The organism is Rhodanobacter caeni (assembly GCF_039523575.1).
In the GTDB taxonomy this organism is placed as follows: Bacteria; Pseudomonadota; Gammaproteobacteria; order Xanthomonadales; family Rhodanobacteraceae; genus Rhodanobacter; species Rhodanobacter caeni.
Genome location: NZ_BAAAFO010000003.1, coordinates 378298 through 395407 on the forward strand (window position 1 = coordinate 378298; position 17110 = coordinate 395407).

A 17110-nucleotide genomic window follows, 5' to 3' on the forward strand; every position below is an offset into this window, starting at 1 on the left:
GCCACGCTCCACCGTTCATGCCGCGGCCCGGTGAGGCCCCACGCCAACCCGTTCAGCCTTCCAGACATCCCTTCCGACCGAAGCGCCCACTATGACGACAGCACCCTGCTTGCAGCAAGGCGACCGCCCGAAGGCAGCGCAAGCCTGGCGCGGGACCCGCGTGGATGGCTCACGGACATGATCAAGCCGTCATCCCCCCGCAACCTGCACGGCCACGTGGTGCATGAACTGGGCCGGCGCATCGTGGGCGGCGAACTGCGCCCGGGCGACCTGTTGCCGCGCGAGGAACTGCTGGCCGAACAGATGCAAGTGAGCCGCACCGCGCTGCGCGAGGCGATGAAGGTGCTCTCGGCCAAGGGGCTGGTGGAATCGCGCACCAAGGTCGGCACGCGCGTGCGCGATCCGCGCCACTGGCACCAGCTGGACGCCGACGTGCTGGCATGGCGTTGCGCGCTGATGCCCACCGAGGATTTCGTGCAGAAGCTGGCGGAGATGCGCGAGATCATCGAGCCGAGCGCCGCCGCCGCCGCCGCCCGCCGCTGCAGCGGCGAGCAACTGGCACGACTGGAAACCGCCTACGCCGCAATGGACGCCGCGCAGACGCTGGAGGACTGGGCCAGGGCCGACCTGGATTTCCACGAGGCGCTGCTCAGCGCCACCAACAACGAGTTGATGATCTCGCTGTTCTCGGTGATCGAAACGGCGCTGGGCACCTTCTTCGTGCTGTCCGCGCGCACCGCGAAGAACTTCAAGTATTCGCTGCCGCACCATCGCAAGGTGCTCGACGCGGTGCGCCGCCACCAGCCCGAAGCCGCCCGGCGCGCCATGCAACGCATGATCGCCGACTCCAGCAGCCACATGACCAAGACGCGCCGCCATGCGGAGAAAGCCTGAAACCACGGGCTGGCTGATCGGCCTCGACTGGGGCACCTCCAGCCTGCGCGCGATGCTGTTCGACGGCGAAGGCAACGTGCACGAGACCCGGCACCGGCCATGGGGTGTTCGCCACCTGCCCGAGGGCGGATTCGAGGCGGCGCTGGCATCGATCGGCGCCGGCTGGCCGTCGTGCCCGGTGCTGGCCGCCGGCATGGTCGGCAGCCGCCAGGGCTGGCGCGAGGCGCCGTACGTCGACGCCCCCGCCGACGCGCACGCATTGGCCGACCGCCTGGTGACGGTCGAGACTGCCGATGGCCGCTGTATCCATATCGTTCCGGGCGTACGCGACAGCGCCGCGCCCGACGTGATGCGGGGCGAGGAGACCCAACTGGTCGGCGCGCTGGATCTGCAGCCACGTCTTGCCGAAGGCACGCCGCTGGTGTTGCCCGGTACGCACAGCAAGTGGGTGCGGCTGCAGCGGCGCCGCATCGCCGGTTTCACCACCCTGATGACCGGCGAGCTGTACGGGCTGCTGCGCCATCGCTCGGTGCTTGGCGCCTCGCTGCCCGATGTGTCCGCCACGGCGCCCGGCGGCAGTTTCGACGAAGGCGTGCGTGCCGCCCGCGCCAGCGGCGCGGCCGGGGTGCTGACGCGGCTGTTCTCCGCGCGCACGCTGATGCTCGAAGGGGCGCTGGATGCCGCCGCCGTACCCGACTACCTGTCCGGCCTGCTGATCGGCGAAGAGTGGCGCGCCGCGCTGGCCGCCGGCTGGCTCGACAGCGGCAGGACCCCGGTGCTGATCGGCGACGAGGCGCTGTGCCTGCGCTACCGCCGCGCCGCGGCCCTGTTCTACCTGCCCGATCCCGCCTGGGTTGCCGACGCCGCCGCGCGCGGCCTGTGGCGGATCGCCCACGTTGCCGGCCTGGCCGGCGACTGCACCCAACTTGCTTCGATGGAGTTTCCCGGATGATCCGTTCCTGGCTGGACCCGCTGCCACTGATTGCCATCCTGCGCGGCCTGGCGCCGCGCGAGGCGGTCGCCATTGGCGAGACGATTGCCGACGCCGGCTTTCGCGTGCTGGAAGTACCGCTGAATTCGCCCGATCCGCTGCAAAGCATTCGCCTGCTGCACGAGCGCTTCGGCGAGCGCTGCCTGATCGGCGCCGGCACGGTGATGACGCCGGCGCAGGTCGACGACGTCGCCGCCGCCGGCGGCCGGCTGATCGTGATGCCGCACGCGGACACGCAGGTGATTGCCGCCGCCAAACGCGCCGGCATGGTCTGCACGCCCGGCGTGGCCACGCCCACCGAGGCGTTCGCCGCACTGGCCGCCGGTGCCGATGCGCTGAAGATCTTCCCCGCCGAACAGGTCGGCCCGGCGGTGGTCAAGGCATGGCGCGCCGTGCTGCCGCGCGAGCTCGCGCTGCTGCCGGTGGGCGGCATCACGCCCGACACCATGCAGCCTTACGTCGATGCCGGCGCCGATGGTTTCGGCATCGGCTCGGCACTGTACGCGCCTGGCCGCGACGTGGCCGACGTAGGCCGCCGCGCGCGCGCGTTCGCGCAAGCGTGGAACGCCTTGCGGGGAGAACGCGCATGAAAATCACCCGACTCACCACCTTCCAGGTGCCGCCGCGCTGGCTGTTCCTGCGCATCGACACCGACGCGGGCATCAGCGGCTGGGGCGAGCCGGTGGTGGAAGGCCGCGCGCACACGGTCGCCGCGGCCGTGGACGAACTCTCCGATTACCTGGTCGGCAAGGACCCGCGCCACATCGAGGATTTGTGGAACGTGATGTACCGCGGCGGCTTCTACCGCGGCGGCCCGATCCTGATGAGCGCCATCGCCGGCATCGACCAGGCGCTGTGGGACATCAAGGGCAAGCATCTGGACGTGCCTGTGCATGCGCTGCTGGGCGGCCCGGTGCGCGAGCGCATCCGCGTGTATTCGTGGATCGGCGGCGATCGCCCGGCCGATACGGCCAGGGCCGCCAGCGACGCGGTGGCGCGCGGCTTCACCGCGGTGAAGATGAATGCCACCGAAGAAATGCAGTACGTCGACACGCACGACAAGGTCGAGCACGTATTGGCCAACGTGCAGGCCGTGCGCGAGGCGGTCGGCCCGAACGTCGGCCTGGGGCTGGATTTCCACGGCCGCGTGCACAAGCCGATGGCCAAGGTGCTGATGCGCGAGCTGGCGCCGTACAAGCTGATGTTCATCGAGGAGCCGGTGCTGTCCGATCACCTGGAGGCGATCCCCGAGCTGGCGGCGATCTCGCCCGCGCCGATCGCGCTGGGCGAACGGCTGTACTCGCGCTACGACTTCAAGCGGGTGCTGCAGCGCGGCGGCGTGGACATCATCCAGCCCGATCCGTCGCACGCCGGCGGCATCACCGAAACGCGCAAGATCGCCGCCATGGCCGAAGCCTGGGACGTGGCACTGGCGCTGCATTGCCCGCTGGGCCCGATCGCGCTGGCGGCCAACCTGCAGCTCGATGCGGTATGCCACAACGCCTTCATCCAGGAGCAGAGCCTGGGCATCCACTACAACGCCGCCAACGACCTGCTCGACTACGTCAGCGACCGCCGCGTGTTCGCCTACGAGAACGGCTTCGTCAGCATCCCCGGCGGCCCCGGTCTGGGCATCACGGTGAACCAGGACTACGTGACCGAGCGCGCCGCCGTGGGGCACCGCTGGCGCAACCCGATCTGGCGCCACGCCGACAGCAGCGTGGCGGAATGGTGAGCCCGATGAAACCTGCCTACGCCAGCTATCCCAGCCTCGAAGACCGCGCTGTACTGATCACCGGCGGCGCCAGCGGCATCGGCGCCGCCTTCGTCGAGCATTTCGCGCGCCAGGGCGCGCGGGTGGCGTTTCTCGACGTCGATGCCGCCTGCGCACAATCGCTGCTCGATGGCCTGGGCGAGGTGGACCACAGGCCCGTCTTCATCGCCTGCGACCTCACCGACCTCGATGCGCTGAAGGGGGCGATCGAGCAGGCGCGCGCGCACATCGGCCCGATCGCGGCGCTGGTCAACAACGCCGCGAACGACGTGCGGCACGACTTCGCCGCCACCACCGCCGCCGATTTCGAGCGCAGCGTAGCGGTGAACCTGCGCCACCAGTATTTCGCCACCCAGGCCGTGGTCGAGGACATGAAATCGCTGGGCGGCGGCTCGGTGATCTGCCTGGGCTCCACCGGCTGGATGATCAAGAACGCCGGCTACCCCATGTACGCGATGGCCAAGGCCGCCATCCACGGCCTGGTGGCGGGCCTGGCGCGCGAGCTGGGCCAGCACCTCATCCGCATCAACTGCCTGGTGCCCGGCTGGGTGATCACCGACAAGCAGCGGCGGTTGTGGCTGGATGCCGAGGGCGAGGCCAACATCGCCCGCAACCAATGCCTGCCCGGCCACGTGATGGCCGACGACCTGGCCCGCGCCGCGCTGTTCCTGGCGGCCGACGACAGCCGCATGCTGACGGCAAAAGACATCATCATCGACGGAGGCTGGGTATGAACACGATCGCGCAAGCCGTCGTACTGGCGGCCAACACGCTGGGCGAAGGCGTGCAGTGGTGCCCGCGCACGCAGGCGTTGTACTGGACCGACATCCACGCCGCCACGCTGTGGCGCTACACCCCGCACGACGGCGCCACCCGCACCTGGGCCATGCCCGAGCGGCTGGCCTCGTTCGCGCTGTGCGAAACCGATGGCTGGCTGCTGCTGGGGCTGGCCTCGCGGCTGGCGTTCTTCCATCTAGAAAGCGGCGCGCTGCAGCCGATCACCGAGGTGGAACCGGACCTCCCCACCCGCCTCAACGACGCCGTCTGCGATCGCCAGGGCCGCTTCGTTTTCGGCACCCTGCACGAACCGGCGGGCGACGCGCCGAAGCAGGCCATCGGCGGCTTCTACCGGCTCAACACCGACCTGTCGCTGGAACGCCTGCCGCTGCCGTCGGTGGCGATCAGCAACAGCCTGGCGTTCAGCCCCGATGGCGGCACGCTGTACTTCTGCGACTCCCCCACGCGGCGCATCCAGTGTTGCGATTACGCGGCCGACGGCCGCGTGGGCGCGCCGCGCACCTTCGTCGACCTGAGCGGCATCGACGGCGATCCCGACGGTTCCACGGTGGATGCCGAGGGCGGCCTGTGGAATGCGCAATGGGGCATGTCGCGCGTGGTGCGTTACCGCGCCGACGGCAGCGAGGACATCATCGTGACACTGCCCGCACGCCAACCGACGCGGCCGGCCCTGGGCGGCGCGGCGCTGGACACGCTGTACATCACCAGCGCCCGCGACGGCCTGCCTGCGGACGAGGTGCGCCACCAGCCGTTGAACGGCGCGCTGTTCTGCGCGTCGGTGCCCGAAGGCGTGCGCGGCCTTGCCGAGGCCCGGTTCGGCGGCAGTCCGTCGCCCGGGCAAACGGACGTCTAGACGGCCGCCTTGCGCAGCGCCACCGCCTCGGCCCAGCGGGTGGCGGCCTTGGGCGAGGTCATGCACACCGTGCTGTCGGTCACCGTGGTCACGGCCCGCTCCAGCAGCTGGATATCGGCCTCGTGCTGGCGCGCCACGTGCGGGTCCTCGAAGAAGATCGCGCGCTGGCAGCGGCGCTCCAGCACCAGGTCGGCGATCTGCGCATCGCCGCCCATCGGGCCGCTCTGGTAGCGCTGCACCCACGGCTTGTCCTGCGGCCAGCCGCGGCTCCAGGCCAGCTCGTTGAGCCGCTGGCCCGTGGTGCCGGTGGCCACGCGGGCGGCAAAGCGCGACAGCAGGTCGAAGTGTTCGGCGGCGAACGCCAGCATCTGCGGCTTCATTGCATCGTGGGCGATCAATGCCAGCGTATGCGTTTCCAGCGCGTGCAACTCGTTGGCGCCCGGGTCCGGCGCGAAACCGGCGTGGACACGCTCGATTTCCACCCAGTCGCGCGCCGACGCCACGGTCGAAATGAACGGCTTCTGGTGGATCACGCACTGGCGCTTCAGCGCGACCGCCTCGGGGAAGATCGAGGACGGATCCACCGGATCGATCAGGTAGATCGCGCCATCCAGCGCGCGCTCCGACTCCTGCAGCCCCACCACCTCCGCCACCAGCTTCATCAGGCCGCCGTCGCGGCCGTAGGGGTAACGGCGCAGCGCCGGGTAGTTGTTGAGCCAGCCGGCGCGGACAATGGCATCGCAGGTGCGCCCCACCGCGTGCAGGCCCAATCCCAGTTCGCGGATACCCGGCTCGCAGGCGCGCAGCCAGCGAAACAACGCCGCATCTTCGTGACCGTGGTGGCGTTGGTTGGCAGCCAGGCCCATGCGCATGGTGATCTCCTTGGGAGGTGTTTCGATCGGGGATGCGTCGAAGCCATCGGCCACGCCGGTGCGGCGCGGTCGGCATTCGACAGACGGGAAGCTTAACCAACCTGCGCGACAAGGTGGCTGTCTCCGGGGACATCCGTGTGTCATGCGGCACGCCGTGGCCGCTCGCTCCCACCGGCCGGCTCGGTGATAATCGTGCGATGCCCAGTCCCGCCCGTTTCTTTCGCCTGCCCGCCTGCCTGACCATCGCCGCGGTGCTGTGCGGCGCGGCGCCCGCGCTGGCGGCAAGCCCGCAAAGCCGCACCGAGCAGGCCGCCGCCCGCAAGAAGCTGGCCGACGTGCAGAGCAAGATGCAGGCCCTGACGAAACAGCAGTCGGAAACCGCCGCGCGGCGCGAACAGCTCAACGCCGAGCTCGCCAGGCAGACCACGGCACTGGCCACCGCCGCCCGTGCCCTGCGCCAGACCGAAGCCGAGCAGGCGGCCAAGCAGCAACAACTCGACGACCTCAAGCAACAGCGCAGCGCATTGCAGGAAAAACTGGCCGGACAACGCGCCGCCATCGCCGCCTTGCTGCGCGCCACCTACACCCTGGGCCGCGGCTCCGACCTGCGCCTGCTGCTGGGCGACGAGGATGTGGGGCGGATCTCGCGGGCGCTGGTCTATTCCACCTATTTCCAGCGCGACCGGGTCGAGCGCGTGCGCCTGCTGATGACCGACCTGGCCCGATTGCAGGAGGTCGAAACCACCATCACCGCCGAGCAGCAGGCCTTGCAGGCGGTGCGCGAAAAGCGCGCGGCGCAGGCCGAGGCGCTGAAGAAACAGCGCGCCGCGCAACAGAAACTCGCGCGCGAGGCCGACGCCACCTACCAGGACCAGGCGCAGCGGCTGGCCGCGCTTAAACAGAACGCGCAGGCCCTGAACGCCCTGGTGGACAAGCTGCAGAAGGCCATCGACGAAGCGGCCCGCAAGGCCCGCGAGGAAGCGGCACGCGAGGCCGCGCGCCAGAAGCGCGGCGGCCACAAGGCGCCACCGGTGGAAGTGGGCAAGGCCGCCGCCAACATCCGCGGCAACCTGCCGTGGCCAGCGGCGGGCGACGTGCACAGCTACGGCAACGGCGTGCTGATCCGCGCCAGCGGCGGCAGCGAGGTGCACGCCGTGGCGCGCGGGCGGGTGATCTACGCCGGCTTCCTGCGCGGCTACGGCATGCTGCTGATCCTCAACCACGGCGATGGCTGGATGAGCATGTACGGCAACAACGAAGCCCTGCTGCACGGTGTCGGCGACGCGATCGAAGCGGGCCAGGCGATCGGCACCGCCAGCGCACCCACCGGCGTCAATACCGGCGTGTATTTCGAGCTGCGGCACAACAACAAACCGGTCGATCCGCGCAGCTGGCTGAGCAAGCACCGTTGACGCCGACGGAGCGGCGCCGCAGGCTGGCCCGAACCGCGTCCCCACGACGCACCACGTTTCCCTGGAGTCTTGCGTCATGCGTTCTTTCCTTCGCGGATCCCTCGCCGCCCTGACCGGCCTGCTGCTGGCCACGCCGCTGCCGGCGCAAACGCCCGCCGCACCCGCGGCCGCCCGCAGCGCCGCCGCACCGGCCGCCGCCAGCTCGGCCGCCGGGCCGAACGAGGACGCCATCGACTTGGACGACGTGCGCCGTTTCAGCCGCGTGTACGAGGTGGTGCGCCAGGCCTACGTGGAAAAGGTCGACAACAAGACCCTGATGGATGCGGCGATCAGCGGCATGCTCGGCCAGCTCGATCCGCACAGCGCCTACCTGGACAAGGAAGGCCTGCAGCAGCTAAGCGAGGACACCACCGGCCAGTACAGCGGCCTGGGTATCGAGGTGCTGCAGACCGATGGTGGCCTGCACATCGTCACCCCGATCGACGACACGCCCGCCGCACGCGCCGGCATCCAGCCGGGCGACGACATCGTCAAGATCAACGGCATCACCATCGACCCGCAGAACGTGGACGCGATGTTCAAAGAGCTGCGCGGCGAGCCCGGCAGCAAGATCCGCCTGACCATCGTGCACGCCAACAGCGACAAGCCGATCGACCTGGACCTGGTGCGCGAGAACATCGCCATCGCCAGCGTCAAGACGCGCCAGCTGGAGCCGGGCTACGCCTATATCCGGCTGACCCAGTTCCAGAGCGACACCGCCGCCGACCTGGAAAAGAAGCTGCCCGAACTGCTGCAGAAGATCGGCCCGCTGAAAGGCGCGGTGCTGGACCTGCGCAACAACCCCGGCGGCCTGCTGACCGCCGCCGTCGCGGTCAGCGACGACCTGCTCGACTCGGGCGTGATCGTCACCACCCGCGGCCGCCTGCCCGACGCCAACCTGCGTTTTGCCGCGCATCCGGGCGACCTGCTCGATGACGCGCCGCTGGTGGTGCTGGTCAACAACGGCACCGCCTCGGCCGCCGAGATCGTCTCCGGCGCACTGAAGGACAACCACCGTGCGCTGATCATCGGCCAGCGCACCTTCGGCAAGGGCGTGGTGCAGACCGTGCTGCCGCTGGACGCCGACCACGCGGTGAAGATCACCACGGCGCGCTACTACACGCCCAATGGCACCTCGATCCAGGCCCAGGGCATCCGGCCCGACATCGTGCTGGCCGACCTGGCCGTGCGCAAGGCCGATCGCGCCGCCGGGTCGGTGAATTTCGAATCCGACCTGCCCCATCACCTGGCCAACGAGAAAGGCGCCACCGCCCACCCGGACACCGCCGAGCAGGAGGCGCGGCTGGCCACCCAGGATTACGCCCTGTCGCAGGCGCTGAACGTGCTCAAGGGGATGTCGCTCAACCGCGGCGCGGCCAGGCCGGCACGGTAAAGCGCCTCACGCGCCGGGCGACGGCGCGGGCGGCTTCACCAGCCAGCCCACCGCCAGCACGCCCAGCTCGTACAACAGGCACATCGGGATCGCCAGCATGATCATCGAGGTGATGTCCGGCGGCGTGATGAAGGCGGCGATCGCGAACGCGCCCACCACCGCGTAGCGACGACCGCTGCGCAACTGCTTCACGTCCACCACGCCCACCGCGGCCAGGATCACCACCGCCACCGGCACCTCGAAGCACAGCCCGAACGCGAAGAACATCAGCATCACGAAATCGAGGTAGTGGGAGATGTCGGTCATCATCTCCACGCCCTGCGGCGTCACCGCGGTGAGAAAGCGGAACGCGGCCGGCAGCACCAGGAAATACGCGAACGCGCAGCCGAGGTAGAACAGCCCCATCGCCGCCACCAGCAACGGCCGCGCCAGCCGCTTCTCGTGCTTGTACAGGCCGGGGCTGACGAACGCCCACAGCTGGTAGAGGATCATCGGCATGCCGATGAACAGTGCGGCGTAGAACGCCAGCTTCAGCGGCGTCACGAACGGGCTGGCGACCTCGGTGGCGATCAGGTGCGCACCCTCGGGCAACCGGGCCACCAGCGGCGCGGCCAGTTCGGTGTAGAGGCGGTTGGCAAACGGGATCAGCACCAGCAGGATCGCCACCACCGCCGCCACCGCCTTGAGCAGGCGCGAGCGCAGTTCGATCAGGTGCGAGAACAGACCCTGCTGCAGGTCATCGGCGGGATCGTCGTCGGGTGTGGTCATGCGGTGCGATCCCTGTTCGGCTCGGCAGACGCCGGCGCGGCCAGCGGCAGTTCAGCCTGCACCTGGCTGGACGGATCATCGCCCGCTTCCACGCCATCACTGGCCGCCGGGGGCTGCGGGCCGATCATCGTGGAGGCTTGATCCACCATCCCGGCCAGCGGTTCGCGCACCTGCTGCACGCCATCCTTCAACTGGTTCTGCAGCGCTTCGGCGCGCGCCGCGGCCTCGCGCGCGGTGCGCTTGATCTCCTCGATCTCCAGCTCCCGCTCCACCTCGGCGCGCACGTTGTCCCAGCCGCTGCGCACCCGGCGCAGCAGGGCGCCGGCGGTTCGCGCCACGCCCGGCAGCTTTTCCGGCCCGAGCACGATCAGGGCGACCAGCGCCAGCAGCACCAGCTTGCCGAAGCTGATCTCGATCATCGCGATGGATCCCGCCGCGCCCGCGCGCGGTTACTTCGATTCGGTGGAATCGGGTTGCTTGTGCTCGGCCGGGTTGGCCGCCGGCGGATCGGCCTGCAGGCGCTGCTCGTCCTTGGGCTTGTCCTCGCCCTCCAGGCCCTTCTTGAAGTCGCGCATGGCGCCGCCCAGGTCCGAGCCGATGTTGCGCAGCTTCTTGGTGCCGAAGATCAGCACGACGACGATCAGCAGGATGACGAGATGGGTGATGCTCATGGTTTGACCTCAAAACGGCGACGGACAGCGATGTGCCGGAGCGCGCCGCGGCGCCGACGGCTCATCGCTGAGTGTACTCTTCCAGCCGGTCGCGAAAATCGACCACCGGCGCGGGGACGTTGGTGACGCCACCCTCGAAAATGCGCCGCGGCGTGATGCCGGGGCCGTAGACGGCGGCATTCGCATCATAATCGATGCGCAGCGCCGAACCATCCAGCGCCACGCCGGCAAACAGACCGCGCGTGCGCGAGTAGGAATAGATTTCCGCCTTCAGCTGGCCATCGGTGGCGGCGCTGGCGGTGCGCCCGACCGGACCGGCCGCCGCCGAGGCGTCTGCGCCCAGCGTGAACTTGCCGTTGACGATGGAATCCACGCCGCGCTGGGTGCGAAACACCAGGATCACGTCGGTGGACGACACGCCCGCCTGGAAACCCACGCTGCCGCCGGTCATGGTGATGAAGCTGGGGTTGGACCAGGTGCCGTCGCGGGTCTTCACCGAGATCAGCCCCTCGCCGCGGCGGCCGCCGAAGATGAAGCCGGCCTTGATCATGTCCGGAATCACCGCGATCGCCTTCGCCTCGCGCAGCAGGTCGCTGGGTATGGCCTTGTCCGGCGCCTGCATGATCTCGCCCAGCACGCGCACGGCGTTGTTGGCGCGGACCAGCGGCGGATCTTCGGCGTGCACGGCCATCGCCGGCAGCAGCAGGGCGGCGCCGATCACGAGCAGACGATGCAGGGAGGTGGTGAACATGGGCTCAGCTCCACGTGGGTTGGGGATGCGGGACGACATGCGTGCGCACTGCCGGCAGGGGCGCTTGTGGCAGACTGCGCGATTGATCGCCATCGACGCCATCGCCATCGCCACGATGCCACCCAATCACTATACCGGCCCCGCCAGCCATTCCCACACGCCTGGCGATCCGTCCGTTCAGACAGCCGTCCTGCTGGTCAACCTGGGCACGCCCGACGCGCCCACGGCGGCGGCGGTACGGCCCTACCTGGCGCAGTTCCTGGGCGACACGCGGGTCATCGACTACCCGCGCTGGCTGTGGTGGCCGATCCTGCACGGCATCATCCTGCGCACGCGGCCGGCGCGATCCGCGCACGCGTACGCGCGCATCTGGACCGAGCGCGGCTCGCCACTGCGCTTCGAGAGCGAGGCGCTGGCGGCGGCGTTGCAGGCGGCATTCGAGCGCGAGCAGCCGGGCACGCTGCGGGTGGCGCTGGCGATGCGCTATGGCGAGCCCGCCGTGGCCGACACCATCGCGCAGCTGCATCGGGACGGTGTGCGCCGGCTGCTGGTGCTGCCGCTGTATCCGCAGTACTCGGCCACGTCCACCGGTTCGGTGATCGACGCGGTGGCCGACGCGATGAAGGCGCTGCGCTGGCCGCCGGAGCTGCGCGTCATCAACGACTACCACGACGATGCCGGCCACATCGAGGCGCTGGCCCTGCGCATCGAGCGCTGGTGGGCCGAGAACGGGCGCGGCGACAAATTGCTGCTGTCGTTCCATGGCATTCCGGAGCGCTACGTGCGGCTGGGCGATCCCTACGCCGATCAGTGTCAGACGACGGCGCGCCTGCTGCGCCAGCGCCTGCGGCTGGGCGAGGACGAACTGCTGGTGAGCTTCCAGTCGCGGGTAGGCCGCGAACGCTGGCTGCAGCCCTACACCGACGCCACCGTGCGCCAGCTGGCGGCCGACGGCGTGAAGCGGCTGGACGTGGCCTGTCCCGGTTTCGCGGTGGATTGTCTGGAGACGCTGGAGGAAATCGCGATGCAGAACCGCGACTTCTTCCTCGCTGCCGGCGGTGAATCGCTGCGCTACATCCCCGCGCTGAACGATAGCCCCGAGCAGGTCGACAGCCTGGCCGCCCTGCTGCGACGGCATCTCGGCGGCTGGCCGGCTCAGGCCGGCGAAGGCGCGGCGTGATCGAACCGCGCGAACGGCGCAGCGCGCTGCCGTAGCCGTGGCGATCTGGATCAGGGCCGCGGGCGAAGCCGCGCGATAGCATCGGCCTCGATCGCCAGGGAGGTGGAGATGCCGCGGCGTTCGACCGCGCATCGACACCCGCACTGCAAGGATGCAGCGACTGGCACCCGCCATCGCCGAAGGAGTCGTCCATGCCGAACCACCCGCCCGACGACCGGGACACCCGCGCAACCTGGCCCCATGTCGTGATCCTGGGCGGCGGCTTTGCCGGGCTGGCCGTAGCGCGACGGCTGGCCGGCGCACCGGTGCGCATGACGCTGGTGGACCGGCGCAACCATCACCTGTTCCAGCCGCTGCTGTACCAGGTGGCCACCGCCAGCCTGGCGGCGCCTTCCATTGCCGCACCCTTGCGCCAGATCCTGCGCCGGCAACGCGATCTCACCGTGCTGCTCGACGAAGTCACCGGCGTGGACTTGTCGGCACGCGAAGTGACGCTGGCCCATGGCAAGCTGCACTATGACACCCTGGTCGTGGCCACCGGCTCGACGCATGCCTATTTCGGCCACGACGAATGGTCGCCGTTCGCGCCCGCGTTGAAGACCCTGGACGATGCGTTCCTGATCCGTCGCCGGGTGTTGCTGGCTTTCGAACATGCCGAACGCGAGACCGATCCGGCGCGACGCCAGGCCTGGCTCAATTTCGTGGTTGTGGGCGGTGGTTCCACCGGCGTCGAACTGGCGGGCACGCTGGCGGAACTGGCGCGTCGCACCTTGGCGCGCGAGTTTCGGCGCAGCGATCCGCGCCGGGCCAGCGTGCGGCTGATCGAGGCCGGCCCACGCCTGCTGGCCGGCTACGACCCGATCCTGTCCGAGCGCGCACGGCGCCAGCTGGAACGGCTGGGCGTGGCGGTGCATACCGGCACGGCGGTCACCCATATCGATGCGCAAGGCGTGGACCTTGGCGCGCAGCGGCTGCCGGCGCGCACCGTGTTGTGGGCCGCCGGCGTGGCGGCTTCGCCGCTGGGGCGCCTGCTGGACGCACCGCTGGATCGCGCCGGCCGGGTGCAGGTTGCACCCGACCTCAGCCTGCCGTTGCATCCGGAGGTGTTCGTCATCGGCGACCTGGCCGACGTGCGCCAAGCGGACGGCAAACCGGTGCCCGGCGTGGCGCCGGCGGCCAAGCAGATGGGTGAATACGTCGGCGCGGCCATCCGCGCGCGACTCGACGGGAAGGACAGCCCTGCGCCGTTCCGCTACCGCGACGCCGGCTCGCTGGCCACGATCGGCCGCATGGCCGCGGTGGCCCAGTTTGGCCGCCTGAAACTGTCGGGCTTCCCCGCGTGGGCGGTGTGGCTGCTGGCCCACATCTACTTCCTGATCGGCTTCCGCAACCGGCTGGTGGTGATGCTGGACTGGGCGTGGGCCTACTGGACCCACGAGCGCCACGCCCGCATCGTCAGCGGCCGCGACGAAACGCAGGAGACCCCGCGCCTCCCCTGATGCTTTCCGAGGCCGTCGCCTCCGTGCCCGCCAACGCAAACGGCCCCTTGCGGGGCCGTCGGTCAATGCGTTGCGGAGGGCTCAGGCTTCGGCGAACAACCCACGCATTTTCTTCATCGCATTGGCCTCGACCTGACGGATGCGTTCGGCCGACACGCCGTACTCATCGGCCAGATCCTGCAGCGTGGCCTTGTTGCCATCGTCCAGCCAGCGGCGCTGGATGATGTCGCGCGAGCGGGCATCCAGCTGTACCAGCGCGTCGGACAGGGCCTGCAGGCGGCTGTCGCTGGCATCGGCATCGGACACGTTCTCGTACGGATCGGCCCCATCATCGATGAGGAACGCGGCCGGTGCGGGCTTGGCGTCCTCGTCGTCGGTGACCGGCTCGAAACCGATGTCGCGGCCGGACAGGCGCGACTCCATCTCGCGCACGGTCGACTCCGGCACGCCCAGGTCCTTCGCCACCGTGCGCACCTCGGCGGCATTCATCCAGCCCAGCCGCTTCTTGCTCTTGCGCAGGTTGAAGAACAGCTTGCGCTGCGCCTTGGTGGTGGCGACCTTCACGATGCGCCAGTTCTTCAGGATGAATTCGTGCATCTCGGCGCGAATCCAGTGCACCGCGAAGCTCACCAGACGCACGCCCTGGTCCGGGTCGAAGCGCTTCACCGCCTTCATCAGGCCGATGTTGCCCTCCTGGATCAGGTCGGCCAGTTGCAGGCCGTAGCCCGAGTAGCCACGCGCCACGTGCACCACGAAACGCAGGTGGGACATCACCAGCTTCTTGGCCGCGTCGAGGTTGGCGTCCTCGATATAGTCGCGCGACAGCGCCTGTTCTTCCTCGGAGCTCAATACCGGGATGCGATGCACGGCCGAAATATAGGCATCCAGACTTCCGACCACGCTCGGCAGCGGGAAGTTGGCGGTTACCAAGGCTTGGGACATGGTTGGAACCTCCAGAATGGCGACAAAGTTTAGCACTCGGCAGGTTTGAGTGCTAAGTCCGGACATTGGTTCCGGGCCTTTAATGAACCACATGGTACACATATTGCCCGGCGTTGTCCATCCGCCGTTTTCTTCGTTGCCAGTGTGACGGGGGTTACGTTCAAAACGCGTCATGCCCGCGTACCGGCGCCTTTGCGCCCCGCACCATTCGAGCAGCCCGGAAGCGGGCGCGGCTTGACAGCACCGGACTGGCGCCACCATCCTGCCGGCCATTCCGAGGGGTGCCCCGCAAGGGGCTGAGATAGCGCGAGCTGACCCTTGAACCTGATCCGGGTAATGCCGGCGTAGGAACGGGAATCACCACCATGGGCGGCCGGCGGCGGCGCGTCCGTGCGCCGTTGCAGCGTCGCGTCCCGGATCTCCATCGAAGGAGGAGATCCATGAACCATCCCGCGGCGGCACCCCACAAGGTTACGACCGGACCGATCGGCGGTTCGCGCAAGGTCTACGTCTCGCCGCCCGCGCATCCGTCGTTGCGGGTGCCGGTGCGCGAGATCGCGCTGGACGACCCGCTGTCGCCCGCGCTGCATGTCTACGACGCGTCGGGGCCATACACCGACGAGGCGGCACGGATCGACCTGGCCGCGGGCTTGCCGCCGGTACGCGACGCATGGATCGCGGCGCGCGGTTTTCCCACCATCGACGGACGCGCCGGCCGGCCGGAAGACAACGGCGGGGTCAGCCCGGATCGGCTGGTGGCGCCGTGTCCTGCCCGTCGCACCTTGCGCCGTGGCGAAGCCGGCCAGCCGGTGACCCAGCTGGAATTTGCCCGCGCCGGCATCATCACCGAGGAAATGATCTACGCCGCCCAGCGCGAGAACCTGGGGCGCACACAGATGCACGAAGACGCCGCCGCCCGGTTGGCCGACGGCGAGGCGTTCGGCGCCGCGCTGCCGGCCTTCGTCACGCCCGAATTCGTGCGCAGCGAGATCGCGCTCGGCCGCGCCATCATTCCCGCCAACATCAACCACGGCGAGCTGGAGCCGATGGTGATCGGGCGCAACTTCCTGGTGAAGGTCAACGCGAACATCGGCAATTCGGCGGTGTCCTCCGGCGTGGCCGAGGAAGTGGAGAAACTGGTGTGGGCGATCCGCTGGGGCGCGGACACGATCATGGACCTGTCCACCGGCCGCAACATCCACAACATCCGCTCGTGGATCATCCGCAACTCGCCGGTGCCGATCGGCACCGTGCCGATCTACCAGGCGCTGGAGAAAGTCGGCGGCGACCCGGCCAGGCTCACTTGGGAGGTCTTCCGCGACACCCTGATCGAGCAGGCCGAGCAGGGCGTGGACTATTTCACCATCCATGCCGGCGTGCGCCTGCAGCATGTGCCGCTGACCGCGCAACGCGTCACCGGCATCGTCTCGCGTGGCGGCTCGATCATGGCGCGCTGGTGCCTCAGCCATCACCGCGACAGTTTCCTGTACGAAAACTTCGCCGAGATCTGCGACATCATGCGCCGCTACGACGTGGCCTTCTCGCTGGGCGACGGCCTGCGTCCCGGCTCGATCGCCGATGCCAACGACGCAGCCCAGTTCGCCGAGCTGGAAACCCTGGGCGAGCTGACGCGGATCGCGTGGGACCACGGTTGCCAGGTGATGATCGAAGGCCCCGGCCACGTGCCGATGCACAAGATCAAGGCCAACATGGACAAGCAGCTCGAGCACTGCGCCGAGGCGCCGTTCTACACGCTGGGCCCGCTGACCACCGACATCGCGCCGGGCTACGACCACATCACCTCGGGCATCGGCGCGGCGATGATCGGCTGGTTCGGCACCGCGATGCTCTGCTACGTGACGCCGAAGGAACACCTGGGCCTGCCCGACCGCGACGACGTCAAGACCGGCGTGATCACCTACAAGATCGCCGCGCACGCCGCCGACCTCGCCAAAGGCCACCCCGCCGCCCAGCAGCGCGACAACGCGCTGTCACGCGCGCGTTTCGAATTCCGCTGGGAGGATCAGTTCAAGCTCTCGCTGGATCCCGACACGGCGCGCGCCTACCACGACGCCACGCTGCCGAAGGAGGCGCACAAGGTGGCGCATTTCTGCTCGATGTGCGGGCCGAAATTCTGCTCGATGAAGATCACCCAGGACTTGCGCCGCGAGGTGCGCCACAGGGAGGAAACCGCGGCGCGCGCGGGCATGGCGGCGAAATCGCGCGAGTTCGCCGCGCAGGGCGCCACGCTCTACGTGCCGGTGGCGGAGTGA

17 protein-coding genes and 1 riboswitch are annotated in these 17110 nt (G+C 69.2%); of the genes, 11 read left to right on the forward strand and 6 right to left on the reverse strand.

From position 1 onward, the window contains the following. Positions 1–177: 177 nt before the first annotated feature. Genes ABD017_RS10285 through ABD017_RS10310 form a run of 6 tightly spaced genes read left to right on the forward strand, consistent with a single transcriptional unit; the run spans position 178 to position 5310 of the window. Complete coding sequence (locus tag ABD017_RS10285) at positions 178–894, forward strand: FadR/GntR family transcriptional regulator (protein ID WP_343882666.1); 717 nt, start codon at positions 178–180, stop codon at positions 892–894. Further along, complete coding sequence (locus ABD017_RS10290; RefSeq protein ID WP_343882667.1) at positions 878–1846, forward strand: 2-dehydro-3-deoxygalactonokinase; 969 nt, start codon at positions 878–880, stop codon at positions 1844–1846. The genes ABD017_RS10285 and ABD017_RS10290 overlap by 17 nt, the downstream gene beginning before the upstream one ends. After that, positions 1843–2475 (forward strand): 2-dehydro-3-deoxy-6-phosphogalactonate aldolase, encoded by a 633-nt coding sequence (locus tag ABD017_RS10295; RefSeq protein WP_343882668.1) that lies wholly within the window; start codon positions 1843–1845, stop codon positions 2473–2475. Before ABD017_RS10290 ends, ABD017_RS10295 begins: the two co-directional genes overlap by 4 nt. Next, positions 2472–3620, forward strand: a complete 1149-nt coding sequence (gene dgoD, locus ABD017_RS10300; RefSeq protein ID WP_343882669.1) for a galactonate dehydratase — start codon at positions 2472–2474, stop codon at positions 3618–3620. Before ABD017_RS10295 ends, dgoD begins: the two co-directional genes overlap by 4 nt. A 5-nt stretch (positions 3621–3625) precedes the next feature. Continuing rightward, positions 3626–4393: an SDR family NAD(P)-dependent oxidoreductase gene (locus tag ABD017_RS10305; RefSeq protein ID WP_343882670.1), complete on the forward strand. Its 768-nt coding sequence runs from the start codon at positions 3626–3628 to the stop codon at positions 4391–4393. Beyond that, positions 4390–5310 (forward strand): SMP-30/gluconolactonase/LRE family protein, encoded by a 921-nt coding sequence (locus ABD017_RS10310; RefSeq protein ID WP_343882671.1) that lies wholly within the window; start codon positions 4390–4392, stop codon positions 5308–5310. The genes ABD017_RS10305 and ABD017_RS10310 overlap by 4 nt, the downstream gene beginning before the upstream one ends. Here the strand turns inward: ABD017_RS10310 and ABD017_RS10315 are convergent. After that, positions 5307–6182 (reverse strand): methylglyoxal synthase, encoded by an 876-nt coding sequence (locus ABD017_RS10315; RefSeq protein ID WP_343882672.1) that lies wholly within the window; start codon positions 6180–6182, stop codon positions 5307–5309. The two genes, ABD017_RS10310 and ABD017_RS10315, sit on opposite strands and share 4 nt — an antisense overlap. A 197-nt stretch (positions 6183–6379) precedes the next feature. Between ABD017_RS10315 and ABD017_RS10320 the strand changes: the two genes are divergently transcribed. Together ABD017_RS10320 and ABD017_RS10325 are read left to right on the forward strand one after the other, a co-directional pair. Continuing rightward, positions 6380–7594 carry a murein hydrolase activator EnvC family protein gene (locus ABD017_RS10320; protein ID WP_343882673.1) on the forward strand — a complete coding sequence of 405 codons (1215 nt, stop codon included), beginning with the start codon at positions 6380–6382 and terminating at the stop codon, positions 7592–7594. A gap of 76 nt (positions 7595–7670) precedes the next feature. Beyond that, on the forward strand, positions 7671–9026 hold the full coding sequence (locus ABD017_RS10325; protein ID WP_343882674.1) for a S41 family peptidase: 1356 nt from the start codon (positions 7671–7673) through the stop codon (positions 9024–9026). 6 nt (positions 9027–9032) lie between these two features. On the opposite strand, the gene tatC is transcribed toward ABD017_RS10325, so the two are convergent. The 4 genes from tatC to ABD017_RS10345 all read right to left on the reverse strand — a co-directional run bounded on the left by tatC (position 9033) and on the right by ABD017_RS10345 (position 11216). Further along, entirely contained in the window at positions 9033–9794 is a 762-nt protein-coding gene (tatC, locus tag ABD017_RS10330; RefSeq protein ID WP_343882675.1) for a twin-arginine translocase subunit TatC, read from the reverse strand. After that, on the reverse strand, positions 9791–10213 hold the full coding sequence (tatB, locus tag ABD017_RS10335; protein WP_343882676.1) for a Sec-independent protein translocase protein TatB: 423 nt from the start codon (positions 10211–10213) through the stop codon (positions 9791–9793). The genes tatC and tatB overlap by 4 nt, the downstream gene beginning before the upstream one ends. Before the next feature lie 30 nt (positions 10214–10243). Then, the gene (tatA, locus tag ABD017_RS10340; RefSeq protein ID WP_343882677.1) at positions 10244–10465 is read right to left on the reverse strand and encodes a twin-arginine translocase TatA/TatE family subunit; all 222 of its coding nucleotides are present in this window, start codon (positions 10463–10465) and stop codon (positions 10244–10246) included. Positions 10466–10526: 61 nt separating this feature from the next. Next, positions 10527–11216 carry a lipid-binding SYLF domain-containing protein gene (locus tag ABD017_RS10345; protein WP_343882678.1) on the reverse strand — a complete coding sequence of 230 codons (690 nt, stop codon included), beginning with the start codon at positions 11214–11216 and terminating at the stop codon, positions 10527–10529. Between the two features lie 115 nt (positions 11217–11331). Here ABD017_RS10345 and hemH point away from each other — a divergent pair, with 115 nt between their 5' ends. Further along, on the forward strand, positions 11332–12396 hold the full coding sequence (hemH, locus tag ABD017_RS10350) for a ferrochelatase (protein ID WP_343883089.1): 1065 nt from the start codon (positions 11332–11334) through the stop codon (positions 12394–12396). A 191-nt stretch (positions 12397–12587) separates the two neighbouring features. Next, a complete protein-coding gene (locus ABD017_RS10355) occupies positions 12588–13895 on the forward strand; it encodes an NAD(P)/FAD-dependent oxidoreductase (protein ID WP_343882679.1) in 1308 nt (435 codons plus the stop codon). A gap of 81 nt (positions 13896–13976) precedes the next feature. Here ABD017_RS10355 and rpoH read toward each other — a convergent pair whose 3' ends face one another. Further along, the gene (gene rpoH / locus ABD017_RS10360; RefSeq protein ID WP_343882680.1) at positions 13977–14837 is read right to left on the reverse strand and encodes an RNA polymerase sigma factor RpoH; all 861 of its coding nucleotides are present in this window, start codon (positions 14835–14837) and stop codon (positions 13977–13979) included. A gap of 267 nt (positions 14838–15104) precedes the next feature. Further along, a riboswitch (TPP riboswitch) is annotated at positions 15105–15205 on the forward strand. A gap of 72 nt (positions 15206–15277) precedes the next feature. Here rpoH and thiC point away from each other — a divergent pair. Further along, a complete protein-coding gene (gene thiC / locus ABD017_RS10365; RefSeq protein ID WP_343882681.1) occupies positions 15278–17110 on the forward strand; it encodes a phosphomethylpyrimidine synthase ThiC in 1833 nt (610 codons plus the stop codon).

What these genes read in the sequence shown, in the direction of transcription:
- dgoD (WP_343882669.1), top strand. Translation starts at nt 2,472, where the DNA reads ATGAAAATCACCCGACTCACCACCTTCCAGGTGCCGCCGCGCTGGCTG.
- thiC (WP_343882681.1), top strand. Translation starts at nt 15,278, where the DNA reads ATGAACCATCCCGCGGCGGCACCCCACAAGGTTACGACCGGACCGATC.
- tatC (WP_343882675.1), bottom strand. Translation starts at nt 9,794, where the DNA reads ATGACCACACCCGACGACGATCCCGCCGATGACCTGCAGCAGGGTCTG.
- ABD017_RS10355 (WP_343882679.1), top strand. Translation starts at nt 12,588, where the DNA reads ATGCCGAACCACCCGCCCGACGACCGGGACACCCGCGCAACCTGGCCC.
- ABD017_RS10345 (WP_343882678.1), bottom strand. Translation starts at nt 11,216, where the DNA reads ATGTTCACCACCTCCCTGCATCGTCTGCTCGTGATCGGCGCCGCCCTG.
- ABD017_RS10310 (WP_343882671.1), top strand. Translation starts at nt 4,390, where the DNA reads ATGAACACGATCGCGCAAGCCGTCGTACTGGCGGCCAACACGCTGGGC.
- rpoH (WP_343882680.1), bottom strand. Translation starts at nt 14,837, where the DNA reads ATGTCCCAAGCCTTGGTAACCGCCAACTTCCCGCTGCCGAGCGTGGTC.
- ABD017_RS10315 (WP_343882672.1), bottom strand. Translation starts at nt 6,182, where the DNA reads ATGCGCATGGGCCTGGCTGCCAACCAACGCCACCACGGTCACGAAGAT.
- hemH (WP_343883089.1), top strand. Translation starts at nt 11,332, where the DNA reads ATGCCACCCAATCACTATACCGGCCCCGCCAGCCATTCCCACACGCCT.
- ABD017_RS10295 (WP_343882668.1), top strand. Translation starts at nt 1,843, where the DNA reads ATGATCCGTTCCTGGCTGGACCCGCTGCCACTGATTGCCATCCTGCGC.
- ABD017_RS10305 (WP_343882670.1), top strand. Translation starts at nt 3,626, where the DNA reads ATGAAACCTGCCTACGCCAGCTATCCCAGCCTCGAAGACCGCGCTGTA.
- ABD017_RS10290 (WP_343882667.1), top strand. Translation starts at nt 878, where the DNA reads ATGCGGAGAAAGCCTGAAACCACGGGCTGGCTGATCGGCCTCGACTGG.
- tatA (WP_343882677.1), bottom strand. Translation starts at nt 10,465, where the DNA reads ATGAGCATCACCCATCTCGTCATCCTGCTGATCGTCGTCGTGCTGATC.
- ABD017_RS10325 (WP_343882674.1), top strand. Translation starts at nt 7,671, where the DNA reads ATGCGTTCTTTCCTTCGCGGATCCCTCGCCGCCCTGACCGGCCTGCTG.
- ABD017_RS10320 (WP_343882673.1), top strand. Translation starts at nt 6,380, where the DNA reads ATGCCCAGTCCCGCCCGTTTCTTTCGCCTGCCCGCCTGCCTGACCATC.
- tatB (WP_343882676.1), bottom strand. Translation starts at nt 10,213, where the DNA reads ATGATCGAGATCAGCTTCGGCAAGCTGGTGCTGCTGGCGCTGGTCGCC.
- ABD017_RS10285 (WP_343882666.1), top strand. Translation starts at nt 178, where the DNA reads ATGATCAAGCCGTCATCCCCCCGCAACCTGCACGGCCACGTGGTGCAT.